This window comes from Synechococcus sp. N19, from assembly GCF_900474045.1.
Lineage (GTDB): Bacteria > Cyanobacteriota > Cyanobacteriia > PCC-6307 > Cyanobiaceae > Parasynechococcus.
This window is the reverse complement of sequence record NZ_UCNR01000009.1, coordinates 94,121-111,622: the sequence shown is the minus strand read 5'-3', so window position 1 is coordinate 111,622 and position 17,502 is coordinate 94,121. Positions and strand designations below refer to the sequence as shown.

The window sequence follows — 17,502 nt, the reverse complement described above, 5'->3', positions numbered from 1 at the left end:
ACCTCTTTTCCTTCATTCCAGGGCCACGATGATCAAGCTCCGCCTGAAGCGGTTTGGCAAGAAGCGGGAAGCGAGCTTCCGCCTCGTGGCCTGCAACAGCACCTCACGTCGGGACGGTCGTCCCCTTCAGGAGCTGGGCTTCTACAACCCGCGGACGAAGGAAACGCGCCTCGACACCGAGGCCATCCGTGAGCGTCTGGGTCAGGGTGCCCAACCCACCGATGTGGTTCGCACGCTGCTCGAGCGCGGCGGTCTTCTGGAAAAGACCGTGCGTCCTGCAGAGACCGTGGGCAAGGCCAAGCAAGCGGCCAAGCGTGAAGCTGATGCCAAGCAAGCCGCCAAGGAGGCTGCTGAGGCCAAGGCTGCAGCTGCTGAGGAGAAGGCTGCAGAAGCTGAAGCTTCCGATTCCTCAGAATCCGACTCCACCGAGGGCTGATCATTCCGGTGTCTGACGACGGCGAACGCGGCCGTTTCGTTTTCGACCTGCCTGATCCCGATGCTGCACTGGCCCTCGCCGGTGAAGCCGAAACAACCCTGCATCGCCTGGAAGCTCTGACAGGAGCCTCCATGGTGTTGCGGGGTCTTCAACTGGTGATCACCGGGCGGCCAACCCAGATTGAGAGGGCTGCTGCGGTTGTCGAATTGGTGCGCCCGATCTGGCAGGACGGCCAGTCGGTGTCACCGGTGGACCTCCAGTCGGCGCTGGGAGCACTCAACACCGGCCGTGGCGATGACCATGCCGCCATGGGCGAGCAGGTGTTGGCGAAAAGCCAGAAGGGCAACCTGCTGCGCCCGCGCACCCTGCGCCAGAAGAAATACGTGGACGCCATGGAGCGCCACGACCTCACCTTTGCCCTCGGTCCTGCCGGCACCGGCAAAACCTTTCTCGCCACCGTTCTCGCAGTTCGGATGCTCACCGAACGCAAGGTGGAGCGTTTGATTCTCACCCGGCCGGCTGTTGAAGCCGGGGAGCGCCTGGGCTTCCTGCCGGGCGACCTGCAGCAGAAGGTGGACCCCTATCTGCGTCCGCTCTACGACGCTTTGCATTCCCTGCTCGGCGCGGAGAAAACCACTGTGCTGTTGGAGAAGGGCGTGATCGAGGTCGCTCCCCTGGCCTACATGCGAGGCCGCACCCTGAGCGATGCCTTTGTGATCCTGGATGAGGCGCAGAACACCACGCCGGCTCAGATGCGCATGGTGCTCACCCGCCTGGGGGAGCGTTCGCGAATGGTCGTGACCGGAGACATCACCCAGGTGGATCTTCCGTCCACCGTGCAGAGCGGTTTGGTGGAGGCGTCCGAGGTGTTGGAGGGCGTTGAAGGGGTTGCGGTCTGCCGCCTCACCGCTGCGGATGTTGTGCGCCACCCCCTCGTGCAGCGGGTGGTGGAGGCCTATGCCCGCCGGGACGAACGCAAAACGCCCAAAGTTCAGCGTCGATAGGGAGATCCACACCCCAATCCCTTGTCACCGCTGGCAGGATGTGATGAGTCTTTGGTGACCTGGTCGACATGCCAGCAAGCAGCAATTTCCAGGAGGCGATCCGCGAGGCGCAATCGAGCGCCCTCGTCGGCCCCAACGTCGTCAATAAAGCGCTGCCCTACGTCGGCGGCGGCATGGTGCTCACTTCAATCGGTGTGATTGGTGGTCTCTCGATGATGGCCACACCGCTGTTCATGCCCCTGTTTTGGGTGGCTGTGATCGGCAACCTGGTGCTGTTCTTCGTGGCGCAGAACGTCGCCTTGAAGGGCAATAACGCCACAGCCTTGCCGCTGCTGTCGGTCTACAGCCTGATCACCGGTTTCACCCTGAGTGGTCTCGTGGCTTTGGCGGGAGCCGTTGCGGGTGTGGGTGCAGTCGGTACCGCCGCACTGGCCACCGGAATCACCTTCGTGATTGCCTCGATCGTTGGCCGTCGCATGAGCGATTCCGTTGGCCAGGCGCTCTCCGGAGTGGTGGGTCTTGGATTGATCGGCCTGATTCTGGCGATGGTCGTCCAGTTCATCGGCGGCATCTTTGCCCCTGCCATGTTCCATGGCACCAGCTTTGAGCTGATGATCGCCGGATTCGGCACCGTTCTCTTCGTGGGCGCCGCCTTCGTCGACTTTTATACGATGCCCCGCTCCTACCGGGATGACCAATACCTGGCAGGTGCCCTGAGTATGTACCTCACCTACATCAACCTGTTCATCTTCATCCTGCGCCTGATCATCGTGCTCAACGGTGGTGGTCGTCGCGACTGACCGTTACGGCTGATCCTCGCGACTGACGATGCCAACGCAACGAATCCACCTTCGCCCCGGCCTGTCCGGGGCTTTTTTTGTGGCTCAGCCCTCAGCCACGGCATAGACGCTGTCTCCGATGGCTTGTTTCTGCTCGGCGTCGTACCCCCACTTCTCCAGGAAGGCAACGTCCTCACCGCGGTTGTCGAGGGCTGCGGCCAGCAGTTGCTCCAGGCGCTCCTTCACCTCTGCTGGTTCCAGCAGCCTGAGCAGTTCAATGCAACGGCTGCTGACCCGCTCCGAGCCGGCCTGCTGGGCCTCATCTCCCGCGCGCCGGTGATGCACGGCCATGGCGGTGCTCATGGCCAGATTGCGAACGCTCAGATCCACAACGCCAGCACCGGCGCCCCGCAGTTGCCCCACGACGGCATCGGGCAGACGATCCATCAGCACGCTCTCGCCCGCCAGGCTCACCACGAAAAATCCCCGGGCACCATCACGGCTGGCCACCATTTCACCGATGCGGTCGGCCAGCACCTCATCGCTGATCTCCTCGTTGTCCCACTGCTGCAGCCAGGCCGCTGTGATCTCCATGGCCTGCTGGAAGGTGGGCTGCTGATCCGCCATGGACCTTTTCAATTCCTGCCCTAAGGCTATGGGTCGATTCAACGGGTCGATCCAATGGCGGCGCAGACTTAGAGGATGCAAGCAACTCCCCTGCTAGAGGATTACCGCTCTGGCTTCATCGCACTGATCGGTCGCCCGAACGTGGGCAAATCCACGCTGGTGAATCAGCTGGTGGGGGAGAAGGTGGCCATCACATCGCCCGTGGCCCAGACCACCCGCAACCGCCTGCGGGCCATCCTCACCACGGAGGTGGCCCAGATGGTTCTGGTGGACACGCCTGGCATCCACAAACCCCACCACTTGCTAGGGGAACGGCTGGTGAAGAGTGCCCGCAGCGCCATCGGTGAAGTGGACCTGGTGGTGTTGCTGTTGGAGGGCTGCGAGCGCCCTGGGCGCGGTGATGCCTTCATCGTGAATCTGCTGCAGCAGCAGTCCCTGCCGGTGCTGGTGGCCCTGAACAAGTGGGACAAGCTGGCGGAGGAGCTCCGCTCCGAAGCGGAAGAGGCCTATGCCGCCCTGCTGCAGGAGACGAATTGGCCGGTGCACCGCTGCAGCGCCCTGTCAGGCGATGGCTGCGCAGAGCTCACAGCAGCGATGGCGGCTCAGTTGCCCTTGGGGCCACAGCTGTATCCGCCCGAGATGGTGAGTGATCAACCGGAGCGGGTGCTGCTGGGGGAACTCATTCGCGAGCAGGTGCTTCTGCACACGCGGGAGGAGGTGCCCCACAGCGTTGCCGTCACAATTGATCGCGTTGAGGAGTTGCCGGCCAAGGGCAAGGGTGCGGGACGCACGGCCGTCTTGGCCACGGTTCTGGTGGAACGGAAGAGTCAAAAGGGGATCCTGATCGGCAAAGGCGGAGCGATGCTCAAGACGATCGGCCAGGGGGCGCGGCTGCAGATGCAGGTGCTGATTGATGGGCCGGTGTATCTGGAGCTGTTCGTCAAGGTGGTGCCTGATTGGCGCAGCAAACCGGCCCGATTGGCGGAGCTGGGTTACACAGGGGATCAATAACAAGAAGCGCCTGCCCCACGGCTGAGAGGATGGGTGCATGAGTGAACAAGCCTTTCCCCCGGAAGACCCTGGCTCCTTTCTGAGCCTCTGCGACGGGGAGTGGATGAGCCTGCGCAGTTGCTTTGAGCTGGCTGCCGGTGGTGATGACGAGTGGCACAGCAGTGAACGGGGTGAACTCACCGTTCGCTGCGTGAGCGAGCAGGGGGCTCTCGGCCAACTGCAGGTGCAGGCCCCTGGTGGAACCAGCAGCACCCTCACCTTCGCCGCTGATGGACAGCTGATCCTCGATGGTGATTCCCCAGGCAACTGGAGGTTCTGGCCTGACGGCAGCATGGAGCTGAACCTCAACCGGGCTGACGGCGTGCAGGTTCAGGAGCGGATCTGGTTCACGCGGGCGAATCTGCGCCTGCGCAGCACCACGGCGGTGGATGCTCAGGGAACACCGGTGCAGGGCAGTTTCTGCACGGACATCCGCAGGGTGTCCAAACCCGCGGCCTGAGGCGGCATGGCCCCCTACCGCCTTGATGTGGTGAGCCTGGCGCCGCAGGCGTTTGCTCCTCTGCTGGAGCTGGGGGTGATCGGTCGTGCCTTCAACGCGGGCATTGCCGAGTTGCATCTGCACAACCCCAGGGACTTCGCCACGGATCGCCATCGCAAGGTGGACGACGAGCCTTACGGGGGCGGTGCCGGCATGGTGCTCAAGCCCGAGCCGGTGTTCGCCGCGATGGAGGCGATTCCCCGCAGTCCCCGCAGCCGGGTGCTGTTGATGTCACCGCAGGGGCGTCCCCTGCAGCAGGCGGATCTGCAGCGTTGGTCCAGTGACCACGATCAACTGGTTTTCCTCTGCGGTCACTACGAGGGCTTCGACGAGCGGATTCGCGGCCTGGCCGATGAGGAGGTGTCGATGGGTGATTTCGTCCTCACCGGTGGTGAGCTGCCGGCGATGACGGTGATCAACGGTGTTGTGCGCCTGCTGCCCGGCACGGTGGGGACCGCCGATTCCCTGGTGGAGGAAAGCCACAGTGCACTCCTCCTGGAACACCCGCATTACACCCGCCCCGCCGACTTCCGCGGCATGACCGTTCCGGATGTGCTGCGCAGTGGCGACCACGGTGCCATCGCCCGATGGCGCCAGGAGCAGCGGGAGCAGCGCACCCGCGAGCGGCGGCCCGATCTGTTTGCCCGCTGGCAGACCGCGACAATGGATGCCCCTTCAGATCCCGGCATGGAGCTGCGCATCGGCAACGGATACGACATCCATCGGCTGGTGCCCGGACGGGCCCTCATCCTCGGGGGTGTGACCCTGGACCATCCCGATGGTCTTGGCCTAGATGGCCACAGCGATGCCGATGTGCTTGTGCATGCGGTGATGGATGCGCTGCTCGGGGCCCTCGCCCTCGGTGACATCGGCAAGTATTTCCCCCCCACCGATCCCCAATGGCAAGGGGCCGACAGCTTGAAGCTGCTGGATCAGGTGGTGACGCTGGTGAAGGAGCGCGGCTGGTCGGTGGTGAACATCGATGCGGTGGTGATCGCTGAGCGCCCCAAGCTCAAGCCGCACATCACCGAGATGAGCAGCCGAATGGCGTCTGCGATCGGCATCGCCCCCGATGCCGTGGGTGTAAAGGCCACCACCAATGAAGGCATGGGTCCGGAGGGACGGGAAGAGGGCATTAGTTGCCAGGCTGTGGCCCTGTTGCAGCGGAGCTGAACCGTGCATCGCCTCCGGTCTGTTCTGCCTAGGGTCATCGCACCTTGTTTGGCGCTGGTTCTCTTGTTGGGCGGGCTTTCGGAGACAGAGGTGCGGGCAGAGTGCGACCCGACACGTGGTGACGTGGTGGCTGTGGTGGAGCACCTGAGGCTGCAGGTCCCCCGGGAGAGCCGTGAGCAGTGGATGGCGGCGGAACGCGGCAGCTGGGAGCCTTGGCTGAAGCAACAGCCGGGTTTTCTGGGCCGTGATCTGTTCTGGGATCCGGCCACTGAAGAGGGAACGTTGCTGATTCGTTGGAGCAGTCGTAAGGCATGGAAATCGATCTCCATGGCCGAGGTGGAGACTGTTCAGGAGCGCTTTGAGACCTTGGCCCGCGAGCAAACAGGACAGCGCCAGGGCAACCCATTCCCGCTGGTGTTTGAAGGGGAACTGTTGCCGCAGTGACCACCCCGGATGCTCGCCTCGATCTGCGGCGCCGTCAGCGCTTGGGCATGGTCGAGGCCGTGTGGGGGGAACACAAGACAGCCGATCAGATCATCGCCATCCTTGAAAGCTTTGCCGCTGCAGGAGAACTGGGTCTGGTGACCCGGGTGGATCCCGAAAAGGCGGCACGGGTGTGTGAGGCGTTACCAGCGGTGGAGCTGCATGCCGACGCTCGCTGCCTCACCCTGGGTGCATTGCCTCCTGTGCCTGCGTCACCGGCTGCGGTGGCGGTGCTCAGCGGAGGCAGCAGTGATCGCACGGTGGTGGCGGAGGTCAGCTTGGCCCTGCGTTGCCACGGCATCGGCGTGGATTCTGTGATGGATGTGGGGGTGGCTGGATTGCACCGCTTGTTGGATCAACTGCCCCGTCTGGCCACGGCGCGGATCCTGATCGCCTGCGCGGGAATGGAGGGTGCGTTGCCGACGGTGCTGGCTGGTCTGGTGCCGCAGCCGGTGATCGGCGTCCCGGTTTCGGTTGGCTATGGAATCAGTGCAGGGGGACGAACCGCTTTGGAAGGCATGCTCGCCAGCTGTGCCCCAGGCTTGACGGTGGTGAATATCGACAACGGCTACGGCGCAGCCATGGCTGCATTGCGGATGCTCCGCGGCTGTGCCCCGGACACTTCAAGCTGAGGCTTCAAGCCGCAGCGGAAGGATCGATCTGGCCGAGACGCTGCAGCTCAGCACTGTTGTGATCGCACTCCACCTGCTGAAGCGCATGCACAAGAGCATCCAGATCAGCCCGAGCCAGCTCACCGTCCTGTTGCCATTGCATGGAGCGGGGGTCGGGAGCCAACGCTGTAGGTGCGCAATCTGATAAGGCCAAGTTAGGCCTGATTGCTGGGGAGAAATACTCAGAAAACCTGTAGATGAGCCACGAATGGCTCTGGCATCTCAGAGGTGTTGGAGGTTGGGGTAAGCCGTCACCAGGTCGTTGGCGCTCAGCACATCTCCGCGACCTTCCGGTTGCCAGATCACTTCGAGGGCCATGAGTTCACTGGAGGCTGTGGAACCAAGAATGCGCAGGGTCTGGCGCAGATCTTCTCCGGTGTCGACTCCGGCGAGCTTGGCCGATGCCGTGGAGGCCACCAGCAAGGTCACAACGATGAATTCGTTGGTGGCATCAGCGTCTCCAGTGCTGTTGCTCGTGTCCGTGGTCCGCTGTCCGCCGACGTTGCTGGTGAGCTCAGCGTCCAGCTTGCTGCGCTCGTTCATCGAGAGGCGATTGAACGTCGATTCAGCCGAACTGAAGGGAACACTGCCGCTCTCGGCATTGGCGTAAACCCAGAGGTCCGGTTGGCGCAGCAGGGCCAGGGTTGTCTCCTGCAGCAGTCTTTGCAGACCGGCGGAACTGCTGGTGTCTGAAGAGGCGGCCAAGGAGCGCAGATCGTCCTGCAGGGATTTGGCACTGGCCAGCAGGCCCACCTGCACCTGAATCATGTTCACGTTGCGCGGCATGGCCGGCGCTGCAGCAGCACCACCGATCGAGGGGGCATTGCCAACGCCACGAATGGCGTTCACCAGCACGCCTGCGACCGCCATCAGGATCAGCAGACCAAACAGCCCGCCCCCACCGAAGCCGAAGATGGGGATGAGGAAGGGAAAGCCCATCCCGCCGCCGCGGTAGCCACCGCCGTAGCTGCCACCCCGGTAACTCCCACCGGATCGCGGCATCGAAGGAGCGCGGAAACTGCCCCCTCCCATGCGCCCACCGCGGGCGGCATCAGCCGGCTGTGCCTGGAACAGGCAGAGCCCCACAATCACCAGCGGCAACAGGAGCGATGCGAGCAGTCGTCGGGATCGTGTCAACAGTCGGGGAGTGGCCACAGCAGCGCCCACAGCATTGTCCTGGCGACTCTAGGAACCACCACCAACGATGGTGACGATCTCAAGGGTGTCGTCATCCTTCACCACGATGCTGTCCCAGCGGCTGCGGGGTGCGATCACACCGTTGTGCTCGGCCACCACCAGCTGGGGGTTGTTGGCCAGCAAGGCAACAACCGCCGCCAGGCTGGCGGGATCCGGTGCTGGATCCAGCACGCGGGTTTCACCGTTGACCATCAGGGTGAGAGGCATGGCTCAGAACGTGGCGTGGTCCAGCTGCTGGAGCAGTTGCCGCGAGGCCAGACCGCTGTCATCTGCGTGCATGATCGCGCCGATCACTGCCGCGCGCTGGCCACCTGCCGTGAGCAGTGCGGGCAGGTTGGCCGAGGTGATTCCTCCGATGGCGAAGACGGGGCGTTGGCTGATCGCAGTGGCCTGCGCCAGGAGCTCCATACCAACAGGCTTCCGCTCGGGTTTGACGGCCGTGCAATGGATCGGGCCAAATCCGAGATAGTCGATTGGCTCCTGCTGAGCCTGATGAACCTGATCGATGCTGTGGGTGCTGCGGCCCAGCAGACGACCAACGCCCAACAGATCGCGGGCCACCTCGCTGGGCATGTCGTCCTGGCCCAGGTGCACCCCATCCGCATCCACCGCCAGGGCCAGGTCCACACGGTCATTGATGAACAACAGCGCCCCGAAGCGGTTGCAGAGCTGCCTGAGCTGCTGAGCTTCCCGCAGGCGTTCGCGGTCGTTCCCCGCTTTGCAGCGGTACTGCACCATCCCAACGCCGTTCCGCAGGGCGGCCTCCACCCGATCGGTCAGGTCATCGCAGGGGGTCGTGATCAGGCAGAGGCGAGCGTCCTTGAGTTTGTTGCGTCGCCGTGCTCCCAGGGTGGCGTTGAGGCAGGTCACCTCCAGGTCGTAAAGCCCGTAGCGGATCGCTGCGGCTTCAGCAGCCAGCGCAGGATCGATGGTGCGGCCGTACTCCTCCAGCACCCGCAACGCCTCCTGCACCCGGGCGCAGTTGGCCGCCACCACGTGGTCGGGGCTGTGGCGATCGAGTTGGGCCGGATGCTCCAGTCCGGCGCCGGTGTCGGTGCTGGTGGAGCGGGCCTGCTTGTAGCTGTCGTGATGCAGTCGCCCCAGCCGTTGACGCCAGTCCTTGAGGCGCACCACCAGATCCTGTTGCTCCAGCCCGAAGCGGCACCAGTCCTCAACCACCCTCAGGCCTTCCCGGGCACGGTCGAGGTTGGCGTCGATCAGGCGTGCCACCCGTGGATCCAGGGATGTCTCGCTTGGGGTTGGATTCATGGCACCCTGTGGGCAACGGTTTCGGCGTCGGTCATGGAGAACGGTGGTTCTGAGAGCACCATGCACGTTCTGGTCTGGGGAATCGTCCTTCTCGGCGGCATCGGCGTGTTCATCGTCTGGGGTCTGGTGAATGCCTATCCGACCGTGGCCTGAGAGCCGGTCTGAAGAATCTCGCGGGCCTGGGCTGCGTCGCGGCCTATCTGGCTGCTGAGCTCTTCGAGGCCGCTGAATTTGGTCTGGCCGCGCAAGCGCTGCACCGGCTCGACGCCCAGCTCCCGGCCTTCCAGTTCCAGGCTCTGATCAAGCAGGTGCACCTCCACGGCTGAAGGGGACGTGGGGTCGATCGTGGGTTGGGGCCCGAGGTTCATCACGGCTGGCAGCCGATCGCCATCCCCATCCAGTTGGGCCCAGGCGGCGTAGACGCCAAGCCCTGGCAAGGCCTTACGGCCATCCACCTGGAGATTGGCGGTGGGCCAGCCCAGTTCACGCCCCAGGCCTCGGCCCCGCACCACCCGTCCCTGAAAGCGGTAGGCCCGGCCCAGCAAGGCTTTGGCGGTAGTGAGGTCAGCCTGGTCGAGGGCCGCGCGGATGCGGCTGCTGCTCATCCGGCCCTCTTGGTCTTCAACGATCGGCACCACCTTCACCTCAACGCCGCTGCGAGCCGCCAGCCGTTCCAGCATCTCGGCGTCACCGCGCCGCTGATGACCGAAGCGGAAGTTGGTGCCCACGGCAATGCGCCGGGCCTGAAGTGTGTTCAGCAGCACGCTGGTGACGAAGTCCTCCGCACTCAGTTGAGCCAGCTCGCGGGTGAAGGGCACCAGCACGAGCTGCTGGATCCCCAGGGGTTCGAGCAGAGCGAGTTTTTCGCTGGGTAGATCCAGCCTCAGGCGTGCCTCCCCGAACAGCACTTCACGGGGATGCGGCCAGAAGCTCACCACCGAGGCAACGGCATCGTCCGGGCTGTCCTGGATGGCCTCGGCGATCACGTGGCGATGGCCGGCATGCAGGCCATCGAAACTCCCCAGCGCCAGGGCAGTGGGCCGACGGGCTTCCTCTGGAGAGCAGAGCGGAATCAAAGAGGTGCAGGAGGGGCGCTTTGGTGGCAAGTTTGAACGACCGAGCACCAGGGCATGCCAGACCGCCTCGATTTCCAGAAGTTGTCGTTCGGCGTGCGTCGGATGGGATGGATCCGGTTCTGGATCCAGGTGGTTCTCGGCATTGTTGTGGTGGGCGTTCTGCTGTTCAACAACATCGGCGGCAGCCTGGCCCGTAATTCCGAACGTGCCGTGGGTCTGGGGCCTGGCCTTTCGCTCACATCCCTGGCCTTCCTCGTGCTGCTGTTCAGCCTCTGGCAGGGCTGGCTGATCGTTCGGACCGGTCGGGCCATCGACAGCGCGGCCCGTCCCAGTCGGGGCGAGGTGGCGCGGCTGATCAAACGGGGGCTGTTGGCGGATCTTCTGGGTCTCACCTTCGCCACCATCGGCTATCAGGCCCTCGCCGGCAGCCTATTCGTGCAGGCCTCAATGCAGACTCCCGGCATTGCCATCGGCGGCCGCGGCATGGCCGACAACCTGGCAATCACCTCTCTGGAAATGCTGTCTGTGCTCAGCAACACCCAGGTGCTGTTCGCCCACATGATCGGGGTGTTGTTCTCCCTCTGGTTGTTGCAGCGGGTTTACCGCACCAGTTGATCCTTGAGCTTGAGCTGTGGCAGTCCGCTGAGGGGGCCCCGCCAGAACAGGTCGGGCTGGATCGGTGTGAGTGAGGGGGAATTGGCATGGATCTGGGCCACATCACTGGGCCAGTCCCGGGGGCCTTCACCGGCTGATTCCAGATCCTGAACGGCTTCTCCGGCCAGCCAGTAGTAGGCGCGGCCACGGGGGTCTTCCCGACGGCTGAATTGCTCGTCGTAGCGCCGGATCGAGAGACGGGTCCAGCGCAGGGCTCCCATCTCCTCCCGGGCACAGGGGGGGATGTTGAGGTTGAGCAGCAGGTTGTCGGGCCACTGGTCGGCGATGGCCTGTTCACTCACCTCAAGGGCAAGGTCGGCGGCCGCCTGGAACTGACGCCACTGGAAGCAGGCGCTGCTCACCGCCAGGGAACGAATGCCCTCAAGGGTGCCTTCCATGGCTGCGGCAACGGTGCCGGAGCAGAACACATCTGTTCCCAGGTTGGGGCCGTGATTGATGCCGGAGAGCACCAGGTCTGGCTTCTCTTTCACCAGTTCGAACAGGGCCAGCTTCATGCAGTCGGCGGGGGTGCCACTGCAGGCCCAGGCGGTGACCCCTGGGGCGAACAGTTCATCGGCCCGCTCGGCGCGGATGGGGGTCTGCAGGGTGAGGCCATGGCCTGTTGCCGACCGTTCCTGATCCGGGCAGACCACCGTCACCTGATGGCCGCGGGCTGCCGCTGCGGCGGCCAGGGTTCGGATGCCGTCGGCGAAGACCCCATCGTCATTGCTGATCAGGATCCGCAGCGGGGCCATGGGGTCATACGCACTGAGGTGAACCTAAGCGGCACGGCTGCTTACAGTCGGTAGGTATCTGTTCCATCCCTGTGAGCGCACCGGTCACCCTGCAGCAGCTCACCGATCAACTCGATGCCCTCGAGCAGCAGGCCGCGGCGGAGATCGCGGAGGCGTCCGATGCCGCTGCGCTGGAGCAACTGCGGGTCGGGCTGCTGGGCAAGAAGGGCCGCATCTCCGGTGTGCTCGGGGCGATGGGCAAGTTGCCCGGTCAGGAGCGTCCCCTGGTGGGTCAGCGCGCCAACGTGCTGAAAACGCAGGTGCAGTCGCTGTTGGGAGAGCGGCTGCAGGCCGTGAAGCAGGCGGCCATGGCGGAGCGCATCGCCAGGGAAAGCCTCGATGTCACCGCCCCGGCTTCCGGGGTGCCGATGGGGCATCGCCATCCCCTGATCACCACCACTGAGGAGATCGTTGATCTGTTCCTGGGCCTCGGCTACAGCGTGGCCGAGGGGCCTGAGGTGGAGCGGGACCACTACAACTTCACTGCGCTGAACATCCCCGAGGACCATCCAGCCCGGGACATGCAGGACACCTTTTATCTCGGTGGTGACCTGCTGATGCGGACCCACACCTCCCCGGTGCAGATCCGTCACCTCGAAGAGAACCCGCCGCCGGTGCGGATCGTGGCTCCCGGACGGGTATATCGCCGTGATGCCGTTGATGCCACCCACTCGCCGGTGTTCCACCAGGTGGAGGTGCTGGCCATTGATGAAGGGCTCGATTTCAGCCACCTGCGGGGCACGGTGATGGCCTTCCTCAAGGCTTTCTTCGGTGACCTGCCGGTGCGTTTCCGGGCCAGTTATTTCCCCTTCACCGAGCCCTCCGCTGAGGTGGATGTGCAGTGGCGCGGCCGCTGGCTTGAGGTGATGGGCTGTGGCATGGTCGATCCCGCCGTGCTGGAAGGGCTGGGTCTCGATCCGGAGCGCTACAGCGGTTTCGCCGCGGGCCTGGGGGTGGAGCGCTTTTGCATGGTGCGCCATGGCATCGACGACATCCGCCGGCTGTACACCAGCGATCTGCGTTTCCTTGAGCAGTTCTGATCGGGAACCTTCATTACTTCGTTACTGAGCGTCGTTCAGTTCTCGCGCGTCCCATAGGCTGAGGCTGACCTCTACCCGTCGTGGATCAGTGCCCCGGATCGGACTGATCGTCAATGACGGCAAGCCGCTGGCGGTGCAGACGGCGGACACGATTCAGCAGCGCCTGGAGGCTGCCGGCCATGCCGTGGAGCGGGCCAGCAGTTCCGGGGGCATGGTGGGCTTTGCCAACCCCGATCAGCACCTGCGGCTGCGCGGCTACAGCGCCTGTGTGCCCAAGGGCTTCGATCAATCGATGGTGTTGGCCATCGTGCTGGGGGGTGACGGCACGGTGCTTTCCGCCGCGCGGCAGACCGCCCCTGTGGGGATTCCGATTCTCACGATCAACACCGGCCACCTGGGATTCCTGGCCGAGGCCTATCTCGATGATCTGGATCGCGCCCTCGATGTGGTGCTCACCCAGCAATGGACGATCGAGGAACGCAGCAACCTTGTGGTGAGCGTGATGCGGGGCGATCAGCGACGCTGGGAGGCGCTGTCCCTCAACGAGATGGCCCTGCACCGTGAGCCGCTCACGAGCATGTGCCACTTCGAGATCGCCATCGGCCGCCACGCCCCTGTGGACATCGCCGCCGATGGTGTGATCCTCTCCACGCCGACGGGATCAACGGCCTACGCCCTCAGCTCCGGTGGGCCGGTGATCACGCCGGATTGTCCGGTGCTGCAACTCACCCCGATCGCGCCCCATTCCCTGGCCTCCCGCGCCCTGGTGTTCAGCGACCGTGAACCCGTCACGATTTTTCCAGCCACGCCGGAGCGGCTGATGATGGTGGTGGACGGCAGTGCCGGTTGCTACGTCTGGCCGGAAGATCGGGTGCTGATCCGTCGCAGCGATCACCCCGTGCGCTTTGTGCGCCTCGCCGACCATGAGTTCTTCCAGGTGCTGCGCAACAAACTGGGTTGGGGCCTGCCCCACATTGCCAAGCCCGAGCGGGAATGAACGCTGATCTCCTGTTGCTGTTGGCAGGCCCTTCGGCGGTGTCGCTGGCGCCCCGTCTCGCTGCATCGGGCTACGCCACCCTCGATTGGCTCAGTGCCGGGCCCTCGGCCCATGCCCCTGAACCGGGTGAATCTCCAGTAGCCGCTGTGCTGGCGGCCGATCAGGCCGCATTGATTCAAGACCTGCGCAGCCGTTTCGGGGCCATGCCGATCCTGTTGGATCTGGAACGCGACAGCGTTGAGGCTCGCGCCGCCTGCCTGGGAAGCGGTGCCGATGATTTCTGGCTCTCGGAGATCGGGCCCAGCGATCTGTTGTTGCGTCTGCGCCTGCACCGCACGATTCAACAGCGCTCGGGGCAGCGACCGGCGCTGCTTGAGCTGGAAGATCTCAGTGTCGATCCCGCCAACCGAACAGTGCGGCGGGGAGACCGTGTCGTGGCGTTGACGGCCAGGGAATTCATGCTGTTGCAGGTGCTCTTGCGGCGGCGCGGCCAGGTGTTGAGCCGCGAGCTGCTGCTTCAGGAGGTGTGGCAGGGGGAGCGTTCCAGCAGCAATGTTGTGGAGGTGTACGTGCGATATCTCCGCCAGAAGCTGGAGGCCGGTGGAGAACGCCGTTTGCTGCACACCGTGCGCGGCCGGGGCTATCGCCTCGGGCAGGTGTTGCCGGAGGCTTGAGCGGCCATGGATGCTCTGCCCCCTGAGTCACCGCCGCAATGGCTGCCGGTTGAGGCCCGCTGGTGCGTGGCCCAGCAGCGTTGCATTGATCTCGAGGTGGCCCGCAGTCTGGAGCAGCAGCGGCTGGGCTTGATGCAGAGGCCGGCTCTGCCGCCCTTGCGCGGGATGTGGTTTCCCTTTGCCACCCCCCAGCCGCAGCGCTTCTGGATGTTCAACACCCTCGCGCCTCTGGACATGATCTTTGTGCGCGATGGGCGGGTGCTCGATCTGGTGCCTGCCGTTCCCAACTGTGCTGCTCTGCCCTGTCGCTCCTACGCCGCCGATGCCGATGGCAATGGACGGGCTGATTTCGTTGATGCGGTGATTGAGATCGGTGCCGGTGAGGCGCAGCGGCTTGGCATTGGCATCGGCGATCCGGTTCGGATCACCCCGCTCAAGTCTTCCCCGTGAAGCCGGCTTGAGCCGGCTTCGTTCCCGTCACGATCAAGGTGGGGTTCATCGGAGCCAGGCGGGTACCATCCCCCAACGGTTGTCCACGCCAGGCTTGCAGTTGCTGCACGCGCACGGCCAACCCAGCGTTCTCGAGCAGCGGCCGAACGCTGGCCAAGGCCTCGATGCTCGCCAGGGGGATCACCACAACACCTCCAGATCGCAGTCGCGTCAGCACCTCCTGCAGCAGGCGCTCCCGTTGGGTGCCCCCGCCCCCGAGCAGAACCCGGTCGGGCTGGCTGAGCTGGCTCGGGAGCCCGCCGTTCAGCACCGTGGTGGCGTCGGCCTCCAGCACCGCCGCAGGGCTGACGCCGAGCCGTTGTGCATTGCGTTGGATCAGTTGCGCGCCACCGGCGCGGCGTTCCACCGCCAGCAGTTGCAGCCCTGGGCGCAGGCGCAGCGCCTCGAGACCAACGCTGCCGGTGCCGGCCCCCAGATCCCAGAGCACGCCCTGCGGCGGCAAGGCGAGTTCGGCCAGGAGTTGGATGCGCACCTCCCGCTTGGTCATCAATCCGGGGTGATCGCTGTGCTGCAGGTAGAGCCCGTCATCGAGCCCGAACAAGGGCAGTTGCTGCGGATCCGGTGCGGCCGGTTCGCGGGCGATCAGCAGTGCAATCAGCAGCGGCTGCAGATCTGTTGGTAGTGCGGCGTGTGGGGCGATCAGCTGCACCCGTTCATCGGGGTGGCCGAGGTTTTCGCAGAGCCACAGGTCCGTGCTGGCCTCCAGCCCGCTGCTGCGCAATATCTGCTGCACGGTGATGGCGCCCCCTTGGTTCGGGTCCGTCAGCACCGCCAGGGCCGCCGGTCGCTTCTGCAGGGTGCTGGCCAGGATTTCGGGGTCCCGTCCGTGCAGGCTCACCCAGTCGGCGTCCTGCCAGGGGCGCCCGATGCGGGAGAAGGCCAGCTGCAGCGATGTGGGGGCGGGATGAAACCGCAGCCGCTCTGCCCCGATGCGGTCGCAAAGGATGCGCCCCAGGCCGAACCAGAGCGGATCGCCGCTGGCCAGCACCACTACAGGCTTTTCCGCAGGCCGGGATTGCAGGCTGTCCACCAGAGCCCGTGGGTCATCGCTGTTGAGCAGCTCGGGCTTGGCGTTCCCCAGCCAGTCCTGCAGAGCGGCCTGCAACCGCTGCGGTGCTGCAATCACGGTGGCCGCCCGCAGTAATGTCTGCTGTGGAGCGGGCAACGAGGCGGGCGCCCCGGCGTCGGTGCCGATCACATCGATCATCCCGTCATTCTGATGTGAGGGTTTGTGGGGCCATGGCAGGGGGTGATCTGCTGGTGGATCGCTTGGTGGCTAGGGGCTTCCTGCATCCTGCGGTGCTGCTTCGAGGCTTGCAGCTGCGTCGCTCGGCCCTCTCCTGCTGGAGGGTGGGCTTTTTGATGGGACTCAGTGGCCTGCTGGTGGAGCCCCTGGCTTGGCTGCAGTCGTGGCTGTGGGCTCGCCGCTTGCGGAAGGCTGAACTGCCGGACGATCCGATTGTGGTGATTGGTCACTGGCGCAGTGGCACCACCTATCTGCATCAGTTGCTGGCCTGTGACCCCACGCTGGCCACGGCGCGCAATTCGCTCACCACGGCGCCGCAGGTGGCCTTGCTGCTCAAACCCTGGATTCGCTGGGCACTTCAAGCGTGGATGACGCGGAAGCGGCCGATCGACGCGGTGCCCTGGGGTCCGAATGACCCCCAGGAGGATGAGCTTGGTCTGGCCCGACTCAGCATCGACACCAACATGGCGGGCATGGCCTTCCCCCTGGCCTATCCCTGGTTTTTCCGGCGCAATGTTCTGGGTTCCTCCGCTGCCTTCGAGCGGCAGTGGCTGCACTTCACCAAGCTCACCTGGCTCCATGATGGGTATGGGAAGGCGGGACTTCTTATTAAGAACAGCGCTCATTCCGCCCGGGTGGAGTTGGTGCTGCGCCACTTCCCCAGGGCGCGCTTTGTGCTCCTGCGGCGTGATCGGCAGGATTCGATCCGCTCGCTGGTTCAGGTGAAGCAGCGGTTGGGTTCACTGGTGGGGCTTCAGCCCCTTCCCGATGCCGTCACCCAGGTGGAGGAAACGGTGGCTGCCCATCGCAAGCTGCTTGAGGCCTTTGAGGCGTCTCGGCACCGGATTCCTGCGGGGCAGTTGGTTGAATTGCCTTGTGAGGAGTTGATCCGACACCCCCTCGCTGCGCTGAAACGGATCTATGACGAACTCGGGCTCAGCAGCTGGCCAGTGGCGCAGGCCCCGCTGTCGGCTCGGATTGCCCAGGCCCGCAGCTACACCGCTGATCCGCTGACCCTGCCCTTGGCGGCGGAACAGCGCCTGAACGACCTGATGGAGGAGGCATGACCCCAGCCCACGATCGTCGCCAACGCTTGCACGAGCTTGTGATTGCCTTGATTGCTCAGCAGGACGATCTGCCCCTGCTTGATCCCGATCAGCCCGACCTGGAGGGGACGGCCCCTGGCCGTTGGCTGGATCAGAACCGCCGCAGCCTGCATCGCTATCAAGCCTTGGTCCGCACGGCGGTCACTTTGGATGCCTTGCTGGATGCCGAAGATAATCCCTCACCACTGTCTGCAGGTTGATGTCTGCGGGCTGATGT

General features: G+C 64.7%; 23 protein-coding genes. 15 read left to right on the top strand and 8 right to left on the bottom strand.

Annotated elements, in window-relative coordinates; genetic code table 11:
* The first annotated feature begins 28 nt into the window (after positions 1–28).
* The 3 genes from rpsP to DXY02_RS05650 all read left to right on the top strand — a co-directional run bounded on the left by rpsP (position 29) and on the right by DXY02_RS05650 (position 2,240).
* Positions 29–436 (top strand): 30S ribosomal protein S16, encoded by a 408-nt coding sequence (gene rpsP / locus DXY02_RS05660; RefSeq protein ID WP_114988419.1) that lies wholly within the window; start codon positions 29–31, stop codon positions 434–436.
* Positions 437–444: 8 nt separating this feature from the next.
* Positions 445–1,440: a PhoH family protein gene (locus DXY02_RS05655; RefSeq protein ID WP_114988418.1), complete on the top strand. Its 996-nt coding sequence runs from the start codon at positions 445–447 to the stop codon at positions 1,438–1,440.
* 68 nt (positions 1,441–1,508) lie between these two features.
* Complete coding sequence (locus tag DXY02_RS05650) at positions 1,509–2,240, top strand: Bax inhibitor-1 family protein (RefSeq protein ID WP_114988417.1); 732 nt, start codon at positions 1,509–1,511, stop codon at positions 2,238–2,240.
* Between the two features lie 84 nt (positions 2,241–2,324).
* Here the strand turns inward: DXY02_RS05650 and DXY02_RS05645 are convergent, their stop codons facing one another.
* Positions 2,325–2,846 carry a hypothetical protein gene (locus DXY02_RS05645; protein ID WP_114988416.1) on the bottom strand — a complete coding sequence of 174 codons (522 nt, stop codon included), beginning with the start codon at positions 2,844–2,846 and terminating at the stop codon, positions 2,325–2,327.
* 75 nt (positions 2,847–2,921) lie between these two features.
* Here DXY02_RS05645 and era point away from each other — a divergent pair, with 75 nt between their 5' ends.
* Genes era through larB form a run of 5 tightly spaced genes read left to right on the top strand, consistent with a single transcriptional unit; the run spans position 2,922 to position 6,683 of the window.
* On the top strand, positions 2,922–3,857 hold the full coding sequence (gene era / locus DXY02_RS05640; RefSeq protein ID WP_114988415.1) for a GTPase Era: 936 nt from the start codon (positions 2,922–2,924) through the stop codon (positions 3,855–3,857).
* Between the two features lie 37 nt (positions 3,858–3,894).
* A complete protein-coding gene (locus tag DXY02_RS05635) occupies positions 3,895–4,356 on the top strand; it encodes a phycobiliprotein lyase (RefSeq protein WP_114988414.1) in 462 nt (153 codons plus the stop codon).
* A gap of 6 nt (positions 4,357–4,362) precedes the next feature.
* Complete coding sequence (gene trmD / locus DXY02_RS05630) at positions 4,363–5,568, top strand: tRNA (guanosine(37)-N1)-methyltransferase TrmD (RefSeq protein WP_114988413.1); 1,206 nt, start codon at positions 4,363–4,365, stop codon at positions 5,566–5,568.
* A 48-nt stretch (positions 5,569–5,616) separates the two neighbouring features.
* Positions 5,617–6,012 (top strand): TIGR03792 family protein, encoded by a 396-nt coding sequence (locus tag DXY02_RS05625; protein ID WP_244276167.1) that lies wholly within the window; start codon positions 5,617–5,619, stop codon positions 6,010–6,012.
* On the top strand, positions 6,009–6,683 hold the full coding sequence (larB, locus tag DXY02_RS05620; protein ID WP_114988411.1) for a nickel pincer cofactor biosynthesis protein LarB: 675 nt from the start codon (positions 6,009–6,011) through the stop codon (positions 6,681–6,683). The genes DXY02_RS05625 and larB overlap by 4 nt, the downstream gene beginning before the upstream one ends.
* A 4-nt stretch (positions 6,684–6,687) precedes the next feature.
* On the opposite strand, the gene DXY02_RS12455 is transcribed toward larB, so the two are convergent.
* The 5 genes from DXY02_RS12455 to DXY02_RS05600 all read right to left on the bottom strand — a co-directional run bounded on the left by DXY02_RS12455 (position 6,688) and on the right by DXY02_RS05600 (position 10,264).
* The gene (locus tag DXY02_RS12455) at positions 6,688–6,846 is read right to left on the bottom strand and encodes a hypothetical protein (RefSeq protein WP_170951347.1); all 159 of its coding nucleotides are present in this window, start codon (positions 6,844–6,846) and stop codon (positions 6,688–6,690) included.
* Between the two features lie 98 nt (positions 6,847–6,944).
* The gene (locus DXY02_RS05615; protein WP_114988410.1) at positions 6,945–7,889 is read right to left on the bottom strand and encodes a DUF1517 domain-containing protein; all 945 of its coding nucleotides are present in this window, start codon (positions 7,887–7,889) and stop codon (positions 6,945–6,947) included.
* 18 nt (positions 7,890–7,907) lie between these two features.
* Positions 7,908–8,126: a sulfur carrier protein ThiS gene (thiS, locus tag DXY02_RS05610; protein ID WP_114988409.1), complete on the bottom strand. Its 219-nt coding sequence runs from the start codon at positions 8,124–8,126 to the stop codon at positions 7,908–7,910.
* 3 nt (positions 8,127–8,129) lie between these two features.
* Positions 8,130–9,188, bottom strand: a complete 1,059-nt coding sequence (locus tag DXY02_RS05605) for a thiamine phosphate synthase (RefSeq protein ID WP_114988408.1) — start codon at positions 9,186–9,188, stop codon at positions 8,130–8,132.
* A 134-nt stretch (positions 9,189–9,322) separates the two neighbouring features.
* Entirely contained in the window at positions 9,323–10,264 is a 942-nt protein-coding gene (locus DXY02_RS05600; RefSeq protein ID WP_114988407.1) for a bifunctional riboflavin kinase/FAD synthetase, read from the bottom strand.
* Between the two features lie 54 nt (positions 10,265–10,318).
* On the opposite strand from DXY02_RS05600, the gene DXY02_RS05595 reads away from it, so the two are divergent.
* Positions 10,319–10,879, top strand: a complete 561-nt coding sequence (locus DXY02_RS05595) for a DUF3611 family protein (RefSeq protein ID WP_114988406.1) — start codon at positions 10,319–10,321, stop codon at positions 10,877–10,879.
* On the opposite strand, the gene surE is transcribed toward DXY02_RS05595, so the two are convergent.
* Positions 10,864–11,673 carry a 5'/3'-nucleotidase SurE gene (gene surE / locus DXY02_RS05590; protein ID WP_114988405.1) on the bottom strand — a complete coding sequence of 270 codons (810 nt, stop codon included), beginning with the start codon at positions 11,671–11,673 and terminating at the stop codon, positions 10,864–10,866. The two genes, DXY02_RS05595 and surE, sit on opposite strands and share 16 nt — an antisense overlap.
* Positions 11,674–11,744: 71 nt before the next feature.
* Here surE and pheS point away from each other — a divergent pair, with 71 nt between their 5' ends.
* From pheS to DXY02_RS05570, 4 genes are all read left to right on the top strand, one after another.
* Positions 11,745–12,752 (top strand): phenylalanine--tRNA ligase subunit alpha, encoded by a 1,008-nt coding sequence (gene pheS / locus DXY02_RS05585; RefSeq protein WP_114988404.1) that lies wholly within the window; start codon positions 11,745–11,747, stop codon positions 12,750–12,752.
* A gap of 88 nt (positions 12,753–12,840) precedes the next feature.
* Positions 12,841–13,749 (top strand): NAD(+) kinase, encoded by a 909-nt coding sequence (locus tag DXY02_RS05580; protein ID WP_006851915.1) that lies wholly within the window; start codon positions 12,841–12,843, stop codon positions 13,747–13,749.
* Positions 13,746–14,423, top strand: a complete 678-nt coding sequence (locus DXY02_RS05575) for a winged helix-turn-helix domain-containing protein (protein WP_114988403.1) — start codon at positions 13,746–13,748, stop codon at positions 14,421–14,423. The genes DXY02_RS05580 and DXY02_RS05575 overlap by 4 nt, the downstream gene beginning before the upstream one ends.
* 6 nt (positions 14,424–14,429) lie before the next feature.
* The gene (locus tag DXY02_RS05570; RefSeq protein ID WP_114988402.1) at positions 14,430–14,873 is read left to right on the top strand and encodes a DUF192 domain-containing protein; all 444 of its coding nucleotides are present in this window, start codon (positions 14,430–14,432) and stop codon (positions 14,871–14,873) included.
* Here the strand turns inward: DXY02_RS05570 and cbiE are convergent.
* A complete protein-coding gene (gene cbiE / locus DXY02_RS05565) occupies positions 14,857–16,140 on the bottom strand; it encodes a precorrin-6y C5,15-methyltransferase (decarboxylating) subunit CbiE (protein ID WP_114988401.1) in 1,284 nt (427 codons plus the stop codon). The genes DXY02_RS05570 and cbiE overlap by 17 nt on opposite strands.
* Before the next feature lie 32 nt (positions 16,141–16,172).
* On the opposite strand from cbiE, the gene DXY02_RS05560 reads away from it, so the two are divergent.
* Both DXY02_RS05560 and DXY02_RS05555 read left to right on the top strand, forming a co-directional pair.
* The gene (locus tag DXY02_RS05560) at positions 16,173–17,246 is read left to right on the top strand and encodes a sulfotransferase (protein ID WP_114988400.1); all 1,074 of its coding nucleotides are present in this window, start codon (positions 16,173–16,175) and stop codon (positions 17,244–17,246) included.
* Complete coding sequence (locus tag DXY02_RS05555; protein ID WP_114988399.1) at positions 17,243–17,485, top strand: hypothetical protein; 243 nt, start codon at positions 17,243–17,245, stop codon at positions 17,483–17,485. Before DXY02_RS05560 ends, DXY02_RS05555 begins: the two co-directional genes overlap by 4 nt.
* Positions 17,486–17,502: the final 17 nt, after the last annotated feature.

Excerpts from the sequence above, each read along its gene's own strand:
- rpsP (WP_114988419.1), top strand. The coding sequence starts at position 29 with ATGATCAAGCTCCGCCTGAAGCGGTTTGGCAAGAAGCGGGAAGCGAGC.
- DXY02_RS05650 (WP_114988417.1), top strand. The coding sequence starts at position 1,509 with ATGCCAGCAAGCAGCAATTTCCAGGAGGCGATCCGCGAGGCGCAATCG.
- DXY02_RS05645 (WP_114988416.1), bottom strand. The coding sequence starts at position 2,846 with ATGGCGGATCAGCAGCCCACCTTCCAGCAGGCCATGGAGATCACAGCG.
- era (WP_114988415.1), top strand. The coding sequence starts at position 2,922 with ATGCAAGCAACTCCCCTGCTAGAGGATTACCGCTCTGGCTTCATCGCA.
- DXY02_RS05635 (WP_114988414.1), top strand. The coding sequence starts at position 3,895 with ATGAGTGAACAAGCCTTTCCCCCGGAAGACCCTGGCTCCTTTCTGAGC.
- trmD (WP_114988413.1), top strand. The coding sequence starts at position 4,363 with ATGGCCCCCTACCGCCTTGATGTGGTGAGCCTGGCGCCGCAGGCGTTT.
- thiS (WP_114988409.1), bottom strand. The coding sequence starts at position 8,126 with ATGCCTCTCACCCTGATGGTCAACGGTGAAACCCGCGTGCTGGATCCA.
- DXY02_RS05605 (WP_114988408.1), bottom strand. The coding sequence starts at position 9,188 with ATGAATCCAACCCCAAGCGAGACATCCCTGGATCCACGGGTGGCACGC.
- DXY02_RS05595 (WP_114988406.1), top strand. The coding sequence starts at position 10,319 with ATGCCAGACCGCCTCGATTTCCAGAAGTTGTCGTTCGGCGTGCGTCGG.
- surE (WP_114988405.1), bottom strand. The coding sequence starts at position 11,673 with ATGGCCCCGCTGCGGATCCTGATCAGCAATGACGATGGGGTCTTCGCC.
- DXY02_RS05575 (WP_114988403.1), top strand. The coding sequence starts at position 13,746 with ATGAACGCTGATCTCCTGTTGCTGTTGGCAGGCCCTTCGGCGGTGTCG.
- DXY02_RS05570 (WP_114988402.1), top strand. The coding sequence starts at position 14,430 with ATGGATGCTCTGCCCCCTGAGTCACCGCCGCAATGGCTGCCGGTTGAG.
- cbiE (WP_114988401.1), bottom strand. The coding sequence starts at position 16,140 with ATGATCGATGTGATCGGCACCGACGCCGGGGCGCCCGCCTCGTTGCCC.
- DXY02_RS05560 (WP_114988400.1), top strand. The coding sequence starts at position 16,173 with ATGGCAGGGGGTGATCTGCTGGTGGATCGCTTGGTGGCTAGGGGCTTC.
- DXY02_RS05555 (WP_114988399.1), top strand. The coding sequence starts at position 17,243 with ATGACCCCAGCCCACGATCGTCGCCAACGCTTGCACGAGCTTGTGATT.